The following is a 13,972-nucleotide window of genomic DNA, read 5'->3' as shown; positions in this document are numbered from 1 at the left end:
GTACGATGATCGAATTACCCGAACCGAAAGCGGATGTTCTGGCGAAGCGCGATATCATCGTGGCCGGTCTGAGACACTTGCTGCCTGATGATGCGGTGATCGCTGATCCGTTGCGTCTGAAGCCGTATGAGACCGATGCCCTGACCGCATACCGTCAGGCTCCGATGGTTGTGGTCCTGCCCGGAACGACTGAGGAAGTAGCATCTGTCCTGGCTTTCTGCCACCAGCATGGCGTTCGGGTGATCCCTCGTGGCGCCGGGACAAGTCTGGCGGGAGGTGCGTTGCCCCTCAGTGACTCGGTTGTGATCGGGATGATGCGGATGAACCGTATTGTCGAGATCAACTATGAGGATCGGTATGCGGTGGTACAGGCGGGTGTCACCAATATCGCCATCACGCAGGCCGTGCAGGGGGCAGGTTTTTTCTACGCTCCCGATCCGTCGAGCCAGTTGGCCTGCATGATCGGCGGCAATGTGAATATGAACTCAGGCGGAGCACATTGCCTGAAATACGGGGTGACAGCCAATAACCTGCTCGGGCTCCGCGCTGTGACCATCAATGGGGACATTATAGAGATTGGCGGTAATTACCCGGATGCGGCTGGCTATGACTGGCTGGGGCTTCTGACCGGCAGTGAGGGCCAACTGGTGATCGTTACCGAAGTCACGGTGCGGATTCTCCATAGCCCGGAAGGCGCGCGGGCCATGTTGGCGGCGTTTGCCTCCAATGAGGTTGCAGGGCAATGCGTCGATGCCATCATCAGCTCGGGCATTATTCCGGTGGCCCTTGAATTCATGGACCGGCCAGCGATCCATGCCGCGGAAGCTTTCGCGAAAGCCGGCTACCCTTTGAATGCAGAGGCCTTGCTGATCATCGAGGTCGAGGGCGCGCTGCAGGAACAGGATCACCTGCTGGGCATGATCGAACAGATCTGTCAGCGCTTTGATCCGGTCAGCCTGCGCGTTTCGGCCTCGATGGAAGAAAGCGTGGCGATCTGGAAGGGGCGGAAAGGCGCGTTCGGAGCCATCGGACGCATCAGCCCGGATTATTTGTGCATGGATGGAACAATTCCGACCAGTCAGCTTCCCTACACCCTGCAACGTATCCGTGAGATGAGCGAATCCTATGGTCTGGGGGTCGCCAATATTTTCCATGCCGGAGACGGCAATCTGCATCCTCTGATCCTGTATGATGCGAACGATCCGGAAAGCGTCAGAAAAGCGGAGGCGCTGGGGGCGGATATTCTCTGTCTCTGTGTCGAGGTCGGTGGCTGCCTGACCGGAGAACACGGGGTCGGGGTCGAAAAGCGTGATCTGATGCCGGTGCAGTTCAACGAGATCGAACTGACCCAGCAGCGTATGGTCAAATCAGTGTTCGATCCGGATTGGTTGCTGAATCCGGCCAAGGTGTTTCCTTTGCTGCCTGCCATGAAGCCGGGTGCCAAGGCTGTGGAAGCAGCATGAGCGGTTTTCATACGCAGGATGCTCCTGACAGTGAGCAAGGCGTTGTCGATACCGTTCAGGCTGCTGTTGCCAGACGGGAAACGCTCTGTATCGAAGGCAATGCGACCAAAGCCGCCATGCTGCGTCCGGTCCGGGCTGATCGTGTCCTGTCCACCCGTCATCTGGCAGGGATCACGCTGTATTCCCCGAATGAGATGATCATTTCCGCACGGCCCGGTACACCGATTGATGTATTGGAAGCGGCGCTGGCAGAACATCGTCAGATTCTGATCGCCGAACCGCCTGATCTGCGACATATGCTGTGTAGCGGGGAGGCGCAGACCCTCCCTCAGACTTTGGGTGGTCTGGTTGCCACCAATCTGGCAGGGCCGAGACGCATTCAATATGGCTCCTTCCGGGATCATGTTCTGGGGGTGCGGGCCGTGAACGGGCGCGGGGAGCTGATCCACTCCGGTGGGCGCGTGCTGAAAAATGTCACCGGGCTTGATTTCAGCAAACTGTTGACCGGCAGTTTCGGCACGTTGGCGATACTGACCGAGATTACCCTGAAGGTTCTACCGGCTGACGAAACGGTGGGGACACTGGTTCTGCCCTGTCCTTCACCCGAACAGGCGGTGCGTCTGTTGTCGGCCGGGCTAGGCTCACCTTTCGGTGTCACCGGGGCGGCCTGGGTAGCGCATCTGGATGCTGCCTGCGGCCCGGCAGCCCTGTTGCGGATCGAGGCTTTCGCCCCCAGCGCCCATTATCGGCTGGAAAAGTTACAGGCGATGCTGGGTGGCCATCTGCTCGGCCATAAGGAGAGTGTGACTTTGTGGCGCGATGTGCGGGATGTCCGCTTTCTGACCCATGCTCCCACGGATGCCATCTGGCGGGTCAGCGTGGCCCCTTCCGTCGGGCCGGCTATCGTCAGCACGGCACAGCAGAGCGGGGGAGCGGTGCAGATGGATTGGGGTGGAGGTCTGGTCTGGGTATCGGCTCCGGCCAATACGGAAACACATCATGCCCTGACGCGAGCTGTGGCCTCGGTTAAAGGGAGCTGGACCTTGATGCGCGCTCCGGATGCCATGCGGCAGGCGGTTGACGTTATCCCGCCGGAATCGGCTGCTCTGGCACGTCTCGGTGCAGGGGTGCGGGAAGCGTTCGATCCTCATGCTCTGTTCAATCCCGGTCGGATGCGGGTGGTCTCCTGATCTATTCCTGCCCAGATTGTAAAAAGGGAAGCGTGTCAGGCTTTCTATTGCGGCAAGACGGATTGCAATACGGTGGCATGAAGGTTATTTTGCCCAAATCATGGGCAATATAGACGTTAACTCCTCGCTTCCGGAGACCGGGAACGGCAGCGAAAGCCATATGAGCGGGCATGGCGGGGCACTCCCTGCTATTGCGCTCGGTGGGGGCGTGACGATCGAAACCCCCGTCATTCTGGCACCGATGTCAGGCGTAACCGATCTGCCTTTCCGCATGCTGGCGCGGGAGATGGGAACCGGGATGGTGGTGTCCGAAATGATCGCCTCCTGGGCCATGGTGCGGGAGAACAAAACCACGTTGCGTATGGCGGAGCCTGCTGGTCCGCCTTCGCCGGGCAGCCCGAACGCCTTGCAGCTGGCCGGATGCGATCCGGAGGCGATGGCAGAAGCCGCAAGGATCGCCATCGATAAAGGGGCGGAGCTGATCGATATCAATTTCGGCTGCCCGGTCAAGAAAGTGGCGGTCGGACAATCCGCTGGTTCCGCGTTGATGCGTGATGAGGTCACGGCTGCGAAAATCCTTGAAGCGACCGTGAAGGCTGTCTCTGTTCCGGTCACGCTGAAAATGCGGATGGGCTGGGATCACCAGAGCCTGAATGCGCCTGCACTGGCGAAAATTGCCGAGGCATCGGGGATCCGGATGATCACCGTGCATGGGCGCACCCGCCAGCAGTTTTATGAGGGTAAGGCTGACTGGGCCTTTGTGGCGCGGGTGAAGCAGGCGACCTCTCTTCCGGTGATCGTTAACGGAGATATCCAGACGGTTGAGCAGGCAGCCGAGGCACGGGCCATATCGGGCGCCGACGGAGTGATGGTCGGGCGTGGCTGCTATGGCCGACCCTGGTTTCCCCGTCAGGTGGCGGCCTATCTGCGGGATGGAGTTCATATACCTGAACCCCCGTTGAGCGAGCGCAAGCAGATTCTGCTGAATCATTATGATGCGATGTTGCGTTGCTTCGGTACAGATGCCGGTATGCGGCTGGCACGCAAGCATGTGTCATGGTACACGACCGGCCTGCATGGATCGGCGGCTTTTCGTGCTACGGTCAATCGCCTGGCTGATCCATCACAGGTTCTGGCCCTGATCGACACGTTTTTCGATCCACTGATCGAGGCAGAAGCCGTATCACCTGCTCATCGTGAAGCGGCTGAGTAATGATGGCAGGCATTGAGCAGAGAAATGATAAAGCCGTTGATAATCGCCTGACGGCAAGGGTTGCCTCTGAAACGGGTCAGGACCCTGTTCCGATGATTGATCCGGCCTCGCTGCCGGGCATTCTGCCGATGCCGTTGCTGATTCTGACAAATACAAATCGGATTATCTACGCCAATCATGCAGCGGAGCAGTTTCTGGGCCTGTCCGTGCATCAATTGCTGAACCTGACCCTTGCAGATGTGGTGGCACAAGACAGCCCGGTTTTTGTCCTGATTGATCAGGTGCGGCGTGTGGGGGCCACGTTTGCCGATCACGATATGTCTCTGGAAGGTCCGCGCTTTCAGCGGGAAGGCATTGCGGTGCAGGGAACACCGTTGGCTGAATATCCCGGCTGCATCATGCTGACCATGCAGGATTCCTCGGCAGCCCGTCATCTGGACCGCCAGCTTGCCTTCCGCAATGCGGCCCGCAGTGTGACCGGCATGGCCGCCATTCTGGCGCATGAGGTCAAAAACCCGTTATCCGGTATTCGTGGGGCCGCACAGCTTCTGGAATCATCCGTGACGGAAGCCGACAAGGAACTGACTGTACTGATCAGGGAAGAAGCGGATCGTATCCGCGCTCTGGTCGACCGGATGGAGGCATTTGGCGAAAAACCCATCCAGCGCGGAGCCGTGAACATCCATCGCGTACTGGAGCATGTGCGCCGTCTGGCACAGACCGGCTTCGCCTCCGGCATTCGTTTCGTGGAGCACTATGATCCATCGCTGCCACCGGTTTTCGGCAATCGGGATCAGCTGATTCAGGTTTTGCTCAATCTGGTGAAGAACGCGTCCGAGGCCATCAACGATAGCGGCATGTCCAGCGGAGAAATCGTTCTCTCCACCTCCTATCGCCATGGAGTCCGTATGGCCGTGCCGGGATCGACCAGAAAAACCCATCTGCCACTGATTATTTCTGTCCGCGATAATGGACCGGGGATCACGGAAGATATGACCCATCATCTGTTCGATCCTTTTGTGACATCCAAGGTGACAGGGAGTGGCCTCGGACTGGCCCTTGTTGCAAAGGTGATCGGCGATCACGGCGGTTTGATCGAAGTCGATAGCAGGCCAGGTCGTACCGAATTCAGCCTGCATATGCCGATGCTGGTCGAGGAATCATACCATGGCGACTGACTGGCTTTACGGCTCTGCTGTTGCTGAACTGTCTTTCGCTTTGACCCGTGCGTGGAAAGCATCCTGATGTCTACTCCCACAATCCTGATTGCAGATGATGATCGCTCGATCCGCACGGTGCTGACTCAGGCGCTGGGGCGCTCCGGCTATCAGGTGCGCAGCACTTCCACCGCATCTACGCTGTGGCGCTGGGTGGAAGATGGGGAGGGTGATCTGGTCATCACCGATGTGGTAATGCCGGATGAGAACGGGCTTGATCTGATCCCGCGGATTAAACGGATCCGTCCTGATCTTCGTGTCGTGGTGATGAGCGCACAATCCACACTCAGCACAGCGGTGAAGGCCACCCAGCAAGGGGCGTTTGAATATCTGCCGAAACCGTTTGATCTGAAAGAATTGCTGTCAGTGGTAGGACGTGCGCTGGAAGCAACGCCTCCACAACCGGAAGTACCCGTCAGAGAGCCGGCCGATCAGGATGAGCGACTGCCGCTGATCGGACGCTCTCCGGCAATGCAGGAAATATACCGCACCATTGCACGCCTGACGACGGCTGATCTCACCGTGATGATCAATGGTGAAAGCGGCACTGGCAAGGAGCTGGTGGCACGTGCGCTGCATGATTATGGCAAGCGCCGTAATGGTCCTTTCGTGGCCATCAACATGGCGGCCATTCCGCGTGAGCTGATCGAAAGTGAATTATTTGGTCATGAACGTGGCGCCTTTACCGGTGCGGTCGGGCGTGGTCAGGGTCGGTTCGAGCAGGCGAATGGCGGCACGTTGTTTCTTGATGAAATCGGTGACATGCCACCGGAAGCGCAGACACGTTTGCTGCGCGTGTTGCAGGAAGGCGAGTTCACAGCTGTCGGTGGTCGGCAACCTATCCGGGCCAATGTACGGATTGTCGCAGCCACGCACAGAGATTTACGGCAGGCGATCCGTCAGGGCCTGTTCCGCGAGGATCTGTTTTATCGTCTGAACGTCGTGCCCATCCGTTTGCCTGCGCTGCGGGAGAGAGTCGAGGATATTGCCCTGCTGGCCCGTCATTTTCTGGATCGTGCACGCGAATCCGGCCTTCCCGCAAAAAGCCTCGATCAGGGTGCGATCGAGGCCCTGCGCGCCCATCGCTGGCCAGGCAATGTGCGTGAACTGGAAAACCTGATGCGCCGTCTGGCGGCTCTGTGTCCGCAGGAAGTGATCTCGGCCAGCGTGGTTGATGCGGAATTGCACGATATCACACAGAATGACAGTGGTTGGCACGGCGTTGAAGCCGGTTCGGCAGGAGAGGACCGCTCCGGCGGCAATGCCTCCCACGAGCCGTTGTCACAGGCTGTCGAGCGTCATATCAGGACTTTCCTCGCAGCCCATCATGATGGGCTTGCCCCGTCAGATATTTATGATCGTGTTCTGGCAGAGGTGGAGCGTCCACTGATTCAGATGACGCTGGCGGCAACACGTGGAAACCAGATCAAGGCTGCGGCGATGCTGGGGTTGAATCGCAATACACTGCGGAAGAAAATCCGCGATCTGGATATTCCCGTGGTCAGGGGGATCGCCTGAAACCGGCCCGGCATATCACCAGCAAGGCTCTCCATCACGGAGCGCGGCCATGATCCATACATCTTCAAGTTCCGGTCGCGCAACAAATCCGCCCGCCCGCTCGACACGCCGCCTTGGCAACATGCTGCGCCGCCTCTCCAATGTGATGCTGGGCCGTTTGGTGACGCTTGTGCTGGCTATCAGCGCACTGGCCCTTGGCATTGGTACGTTTGCAGTTCTGGCAGGCGGCATTCCATTGAGCGGGCGCCCCAATCTCGTCTTCGGTCTGGTGCTGGCCAATGTGATCGTGCTGCTGCTGCTTGGTGCGGTGCTGGCCGGGCGTCTGACCCGTGTCTGGACGGAACGGCGGCGTGGATCGGCCGGATCGCGGTTGCATGTAAGATTGGTACTGCTCTTCAGCGTTGTCGCCGTGGTGCCCAGTATTCTGGTGGCCGGATTTGCCACTTCGTTTTTCAATTTCGGCATTCAGTCCTGGTTCAACGATCGTGTCCGCACCGCGCTGGAAGAAAGTCTGGAGACGGCAAGGGGTTATCTTGACGAACACCGCAATAATATCCGTGGTGATGCCTCCGGCATGGCCAATGATCTTTCTCAGGCCGGCAAAATCTCGGTGACCGATCCCAATGCGTTTTTCCGTACGTTGGATCAGCAGACTGTGCTCCGCGGCCTGACTGAAGCCGTCGTGTTCGAACCGGTGACAAAGCAGGTCATTGCCTCTGCCGGTCTGGTCGCCGGTCTGGCGACGGAGATTCCCCCCAGCTGGGCCATTGACATGGCCCGTACCGGGGATGTGGCCGTGTTGAGCGCGGAAAACGGAACAGCCGTGCGGGCGGTCGTGCAGCTCAATTCAACACCGCCTCTGATGCTTGTGATCGGTCGTCCGGTGGATCCCGCCATTCTCGATCACATGCATCATGTGGAAGAAGCAGTGGCCGAATATGAAAGGCTGGATCAGAATCGATCCGGCCTACAGATTACCTTCGTGCTGATTTTTGCACTGGTTGCGCTGCTGGTCCTGTCTGCGGCTGTGCTGATCGGTCTGGTTCTCGCCAACCAGATTGCCCGCCCGATTGGACGCCTGATTCTTGCGGCAGAGCGGGTCAGGGCCGGTGATCTGTCAGTACGTGTCCCCGAAGCCGCTACGGGCGATGAAATTGCCGGATTGAGCCGGGCCTTTAACCGGATGACCGGCCAGCTTTCCTCCCAGCGGGCGGAGCTGTTCAACGCCTACGCCCAGATCGACGAGAGACGCCGATTTACCGAGGCCGTGTTGTCAGGTGTTTCCGCCGGCGTGGTGGGATTGAATGCGTCAGGTCTGATAGAACTGCCCAACCGGGCGGCCGGAGAATTGCTTGGTCAGGATCTTATGTCCGCAGTCGGCTCAGAGCTTGCCGAGATTGCACAGGAATTTTCTCCTTTGATCGAGGCAGCCCGTCAGCAGCCGGACCGTGCTCAGGTGGCGGAAATTCATCTGACCCGTTCCAGCGGACGCAGAACTCTGTTGGCGCGGATCGGTGCAGAGCGGCACATTTCAGATAATAGGAGCGGAGAAGCGTCTCCCGTGGATGCACCTGGCTTTGTTGTTACCTTCGATGACATCACCGAGCTTCAATCCGCCCAACGGAAAGCCGCATGGGCAGATGTAGCACGCCGGATTGCGCATGAGATCAAAAATCCCCTGACGCCCATTCAGCTGGCGGCGGAACGGTTGAAACGTCGCTTTGCCAGAGAGATCAGCTCTGATCCCGAGACGTTCACACAATGTGTTGATACGATTGTCCGTCATGTAGGTGACATAGGCCGCATGGTGGACGAATTTTCCGCTTTTGCCCGTATGCCGCAGCCGGTGATCAAGCTGGAGGATGTCGGCCGCGTTGCCCGTGATGCGTTGATTTTGCAACGCAGCGCCCGTCCTGAACTCGGATGGACGACTGATATCCCGGAACGGGGGCCTTCAGCCCTGTGTGACCGCCGGCTGCTGGGGCAGGCACTGACGAATCTGCTTCAGAACGCTGCTGATGCGGTTGTCGCCCGTTTCGGCAATGGCGGCAGCGTTGGGGCCAATGCTCTGGAAACGCCCCACCAGCAGGATGGCTGTATTGTGCTTCGTGTGGCAATCGAGGGCGAAGAAATACGGCTCTCCGTCATTGATAACGGTGTCGGACTGCCTGATGTCGACAGGGCACGTCTGACAGAGCCATACGTCACGCATAAACCCAAAGGGACCGGACTTGGTCTCGCTATCGTCAAAAAAATCATGGAAGACCATGGTGGCCGGGTTGTGCTGGCAGACAATGAGGATGGACATGGAACAGTGGCGTCACTGTTCCTTCCATTGCAGAACAATGCTTCAAATCCTGATGGAATCACGGCTGTATAAAGCTGGAGTCCGCAAGGCTCTGAAGACGGAGAGAATGAAAGGTTAGCATGGTGCACGAAATCCTGATCGTTGATGACGAACCGGATATCCGTCTGCTGATCGACGGCATTCTGCGTGATGAAGGATATGAAACCCGTCAGGCAGCCGATTCCGACTCCGCTATCGCGGCTTTCCGTGCCCGTCGTCCATCCATGGTGCTGCTGGATGTCTGGCTGCAAGGATCACGTTTGGACGGGCTGGGCATTCTTCAGGTGCTGCATGCGGAAGAACCGCATGTACCAGTCGTCATGATCTCGGGGCACGGTAATATCGAAACCGCTGTCAATGCGATCCATGCCGGAGCGTACGATTTTATAGAAAAGCCCTTCAATTCAGACCGTTTGCTGCTGGTCGTGCGCCATGCACTGAATGCGGCCCGTCTGGCACGGGAAAATGCGGAGCTACGGCTCCGTGCCGGGCCTGAAAGCGATCTGATCGGTGACAGCAACGTCATCAATGGCATTCGCAACAGCGTTGAAAAAGTCGCTCCGACCGGCTCTCGCGTATTGATCACCGGTCCCGCTGGCAGCGGTAAGGAAATCGTTGCCCGCCTGTTGCACAGCCGTTCCCGACGTTCGGAGGGGCCATTTGTCGCACTGAATTGCGCCACCCTGAATCCCGCTCGTTTTGAGGAGGAACTGTTTGGGGTTGAAGCGAACGCAGAGACACCGAGACGCGCCGGTGTGCTGGAACGTGCTCATGGCGGGACGCTGCTGCTGGATGAAGTCAGCGACATGCCCCTGGAAACGCAGGGCAAGATTGTCCGCGCACTTCAGGATCAGACATTCGAGCGTCTGGGCGGCTCCGCCCGGGTGAAGGTGGATGTGCGCGTGATCGCCACCACTAATCGCGATTTGCAGGCCGAGATTGCACTGGGGCGGTTCCGGGAGGATTTCTATTATCGGCTTGCGGTCGTACCTTTGCGGGTTCCCCCGCTAAAGGAGCGGCGGGAGGATATTCCTGCTCTGGCCCGGCATTTTCTGGCGCGTTCCGCATCCTCGTCCGGCATGCCGCTGCGCGATCTGTCCACCGACACACTCACTGCGTTGCAGGCTTATGACTGGCCGGGCAATGTCCGCCAGCTGCGCAATGTCATGGACTGGCTGGTCATCATGGCACCCGGGTCAGCCAGCGATCCGATAAGGGCGGATATGCTGCCACCTGAGATCAGCTCAAATGCACCTGCGTTGCTGCATGTTGATAGCGGCGCGGATGTCATGGCCCTGCCGCTGAGAGAGGCCCGTGATCTGTTCGAAACCCAGTATCTACAGGCCCAGCTTCTGCGGTTCGGCGGCAATATCAGCCGCACGGCCGGATTTGTCGGCATGGAGCGCAGCGCACTCCATCGCAAGCTGAAACAGCTTGGCGTCAACAGCGATGATCGCATCCCCGGCTGAAAGCCAGGACCGGGCATAGCAAAACCGGCTACGGAATTTTCCGTAGCCGGTTAATACCGACGTCAATGGTAAAAGCCTTGGTTATTGTCTGACGGCAGGAGCGTTCAGCAGGCGTCCATGACGGTAAAGCTGGCTTGCCAGACGCTTCGCATCGGCCAAAGTCGGCCATACGCTGCCATCCAGTTGCTCAACGCGCAGATCGATGGCAACGAAACGGAAACCGCTTTCATTGCGGACCGCCGCGCCCAGAAAAGCACCATCGACCTCAATCACATGAGATTGCAGCATCGTTTTCTCCTCACGGGGGGGAAACCCGTTTTTCTTCCATAATGTCTCAAAGATTGGCTTTTGCAGGAACCGGCTGCTCAGCGGTCACAACAGCACATTCGAAACGCACAGGAAGAAAATGGCCTGCGGCCGGGACCGCAGGCAGTTTGAGGAAGGAACGAATACCCGGGAAGGGCCAGCAAAACATGCATCATCATCTCCGGCAGCCCGGCTGACGATCTTCCCGAGCGGCATCGTGAATAAACCACGATCCGACTCATTAATCAACAAATAAAAAACGTTCTTTGATAAATTTTACTTAATACAAAAATTTAAAGTATTATTCAGCGGCCCGCTTGCGGTTGATCCGGCGTGGGGACGCGGTTGGTTTAGCAAGAAGCGGAGCCAGAAAACGCCCGGTATGGCTTTCGGGAGAAGCCGCAATCTGTTCAGGCGTGCCTTCCGCCACAATTCGTCCGCCGCCATCCCCGCCTTCCGGACCGAGATCCAGAATCCAGTCCGCTGTCTTGATGACTTCCAGATTGTGTTCGATCACGATGACGGTATTGCCCTGATCAACCAGCGTGTGCAGCACATCCAGCAGCTTGCGGACATCCTCGAAATGCAGGCCGGTGGTGGGTTCGTCGAGGATATACAGCGTCCGCCCGGTCGCACGGCGGGCGAGTTCCTTGGACAATTTCACACGCTGTGCCTCGCCGCCAGAAAGCGTGGTGGCCTGCTGACCCAGCTTTACATATCCCAACCCGACCTGTTGCAGGATTTTCAACCGGTCATGGATACGGTTTGCGGCACTGAAATAGGGCACGGCCTCATCGACCGACATATCCAGCACGTCGGCAATGGATTTATCGCGGAATTTCACTTCCAGCGTTTCGCGGTTGTACCGTTTGCCTTTACAGGTATCGCAGGTGACGAACATATCCGGCAGGAAGTGCATCTCGATTTTCAGCACCCCGTCGCCCTGACAGGCTTCACAGCGACCGCCTTTGACATTGAAGCTGAATCGGCCCGCCTTGTAGCCTCGTGCCCGGCTTTCCGGCAGTTCGGCGAACCATTCCCGGATCGGGGCAAACAGATCAGTATAGGTGGCCGGGTTGGAACGCGGCGTGCGTCCGATCGGGGACTGGTCAATGTCGATGATCTTGTCGAGCAGTTCCAGTCCTTCAATCCGCTCATACGGTGCAGGCACCTGAGCCGCCCCCATCAACCGCCTTGCGGTCAGCTTGTAGAGCGTATCAACCACCAACGTCGATTTCCCGCCACCGGATACGCCGGTGACGCAGGTAAAAGTTCCCAATGGAAAATGCGCCGTGACATTTTTGAGGTTATTGCCCTTTGCTCCCACCAGGGTCAGTGTTCGTTTCTTCTGAATTGGACGGCGCTGCTGGGGAACGGCGATCGCGGCACGGCCTGACAGATAGGCGCCTGTCAGACTATCGGGATGTTTCGCGACCTCCTGCGGGGTGCCGCAGGCGATCACATGCCCCCCATTGACGCCCGCGCCCGGCCCCATATCAATCAGATGGTCGGCAGCGCGTATCGCATCTTCGTCATGCTCGACCACCAGCACAGTGTTGCCGAGTGATTTCAGTCGCCGGAGCGTGCCGAGCAGCCGGTCATTATCACGCTGGTGCAACCCGATGGACGGTTCGTCGAGCACATAGAGCACCCCTGTCAGGCCAGAGCCGATCTGGCTTGCCAGCCGGATGCGTTGGCTCTCCCCCCCGGACAGGGTGGCGGAGGATCGTGCAAGGGTCAGATAATCTAGGCCGACATCCAGCAGAAACTGAAGCCGATCCTCGATTTCACGCAGAATGCGGCGGGCGATCTCGGCTCGTTGCGGGGTCAGACTGGCCAGCACGGATTGGAACCAGGGCAGCGCATCGCGGATCGACAAATCCGAGGCCGCTGCAATGTCCTTGCTATTGATCTTGACGGCCAGAGCTTCCGGCTTGAGCCGGGCACCATCACAGACATGGCAAGGTTTTTCGGCCTGATAACGCGACAGTTCCTCCCGCACCCATACGCTGTCGGTCTCGCGCAGACGGCGTTCCAGATTGCGGATGACGCCTTCGAATGGCCGTTTGACCGTATAGCTGCGCACCCCGTCCTTATAGGTGATGGAAACATCCTCTTCGGTGCCGAATAGAATGCCGTTGCGACATATATCTGGCAGTTCCTCCCACGCGGTACGTGGATCGACGCGATAATGCGCAGCCAGAGCCATCAGCGTTTGATCGTAGTAAGGGCTGGCCGCACCGGACCATGCCGCAATGGCACCCTCCTTGAGGCTGAGTCGTTCATTCGGCACGACCAGATCGGGATCGAAGAAATTCTCGACCCCCAGCCCGTCACAGGCCGGGCAGGCACCGTGTGGGGAGTTGAAGCTGAACAGGCGTGGCTCGATCTCCTCAATGGTAAAGCCACTGACCGGGCAGGCAAAGCGGGAGGAAAAGACCGTGCGTTCTCCGCTGGTCGCATCTTCGGCGTAGACGATTCCGTCAGACAGCCCCAACGCGGTTTCGAAACTGTCGGCCAGCCGCTGCTGCAGTCCCGCCTTGACCACTACGCGATCCACCACTGCTTCCAGCGTATGCTTGAGCTTTCGGTTCAGGGCAGGGACATCGCCAATATCGTATAATTCCCCGTCCACCTTGACGCGGGTAAAGCCACGCCGCTGCAACTCGGCGAGTTCCTTGCGGTATTCTCCCTTGCGGTCGCGCACCACCGGCGCCAGCAGCAACAACCTCGTGCCCGATGGCATGTCCAGCACCCGGTCCACCATCTGGCTGATGGTCTGGGCCTCGATCGGCAGCCCGGTCGCGGGAGAGTAGGGAACGCCTGCGCGCGCCCAGAGAAGACGCATATAATCGTGGATTTCCGTTACCGTACCGACCGTAGAGCGGGGATTGCGGCTGGTGGTCTTCTGCTCGATCGAGATAGCGGGGGAAAGGCCCTCGATACTGTCCACATCCGGCTTGCCCGCCAGTTCCAGAAACTGTCTTGCATAGGCGGACAGGCTTTCGACGTAACGCCGCTGCCCTTCGGCATAGATCGTATCGAAGGCCAGTGATGATTTGCCGGAGCCGGACAGTCCGGTGATAACCGTCAGGCTATCCCGTGGAATATCAATATCGACGTTTTTCAGGTTGTGCTCGCGGGCACCGCGCACACGAATGGAACCGGCCATACGATCAATCCGACACGAGAGGAGGGGGCAGAAACAGCAACGACAAGGAAAATGTTCTGGAAAAGTTCCGCATGGAT

General features: G+C 58.4%; 9 protein-coding genes. 7 read left to right on the top strand and 2 right to left on the bottom strand.

What is annotated here, in order from left to right:
• Positions 1-5 precede the first annotated feature (5 nt).
• The 7 genes from GBCGDNIH1_RS18675 to GBCGDNIH1_RS18645 all read left to right on the top strand — a co-directional run bounded on the left by GBCGDNIH1_RS18675 (position 6) and on the right by GBCGDNIH1_RS18645 (position 10,417).
• A complete protein-coding gene (locus GBCGDNIH1_RS18675; RefSeq protein WP_011631937.1) occupies positions 6-1,463 on the top strand; it encodes an FAD-linked oxidase C-terminal domain-containing protein in 1,458 nt (485 codons plus the stop codon).
• A complete protein-coding gene (locus GBCGDNIH1_RS18670) occupies positions 1,460-2,653 on the top strand; it encodes an FAD-binding protein (RefSeq protein WP_011631936.1) in 1,194 nt (397 codons plus the stop codon). Before GBCGDNIH1_RS18675 ends, GBCGDNIH1_RS18670 begins: the two co-directional genes overlap by 4 nt.
• 160 nt (positions 2,654-2,813) lie before the next feature.
• Positions 2,814-3,866, top strand: coding sequence for a tRNA dihydrouridine synthase DusB (gene dusB, locus GBCGDNIH1_RS18665; RefSeq protein WP_043453912.1), 1,053 nt, complete (start codon positions 2,814-2,816; stop codon positions 3,864-3,866).
• Complete coding sequence (locus GBCGDNIH1_RS18660) at positions 3,866-5,044, top strand: two-component system sensor histidine kinase NtrB (protein ID WP_011631934.1); 1,179 nt, start codon at positions 3,866-3,868, stop codon at positions 5,042-5,044. The genes dusB and GBCGDNIH1_RS18660 overlap by 1 nt, the downstream gene beginning before the upstream one ends.
• 66 nt (positions 5,045-5,110) lie before the next feature.
• Entirely contained in the window at positions 5,111-6,601 is a 1,491-nt protein-coding gene (gene ntrC / locus GBCGDNIH1_RS18655) for a nitrogen regulation protein NR(I) (protein WP_025286641.1), read from the top strand.
• Positions 6,602-6,650: 49 nt separating this feature from the next.
• Positions 6,651-8,981: a sensor histidine kinase NtrY-like gene (locus tag GBCGDNIH1_RS18650; RefSeq protein ID WP_011631932.1), complete on the top strand. Its 2,331-nt coding sequence runs from the start codon at positions 6,651-6,653 to the stop codon at positions 8,979-8,981.
• A gap of 47 nt (positions 8,982-9,028) precedes the next feature.
• Entirely contained in the window at positions 9,029-10,417 is a 1,389-nt protein-coding gene (locus tag GBCGDNIH1_RS18645) for a sigma-54-dependent transcriptional regulator (RefSeq protein WP_011631931.1), read from the top strand.
• An 81-nt stretch (positions 10,418-10,498) separates the two neighbouring features.
• Here the strand turns inward: GBCGDNIH1_RS18645 and GBCGDNIH1_RS18640 are convergent, their stop codons facing one another.
• Together GBCGDNIH1_RS18640 and uvrA are read right to left on the bottom strand one after the other, a co-directional pair.
• On the bottom strand, positions 10,499-10,705 hold the full coding sequence (locus tag GBCGDNIH1_RS18640) for a hypothetical protein (RefSeq protein ID WP_011631930.1): 207 nt from the start codon (positions 10,703-10,705) through the stop codon (positions 10,499-10,501).
• Between the two features lie 319 nt (positions 10,706-11,024).
• Positions 11,025-13,895 (bottom strand): excinuclease ABC subunit UvrA, encoded by a 2,871-nt coding sequence (gene uvrA, locus GBCGDNIH1_RS18635; protein WP_025318974.1) that lies wholly within the window; start codon positions 13,893-13,895, stop codon positions 11,025-11,027.
• Between the last annotated feature and the right edge of the window lie 77 nt (positions 13,896-13,972).

This window comes from Granulibacter bethesdensis CGDNIH1 (assembly GCF_000014285.2).
GTDB lineage: Bacteria > Pseudomonadota > Alphaproteobacteria > Acetobacterales > Acetobacteraceae > Granulibacter > Granulibacter bethesdensis.
Note: the sequence above shows the minus strand (reverse complement) of the source record. Positions and strands in the feature narration are given on the sequence as shown.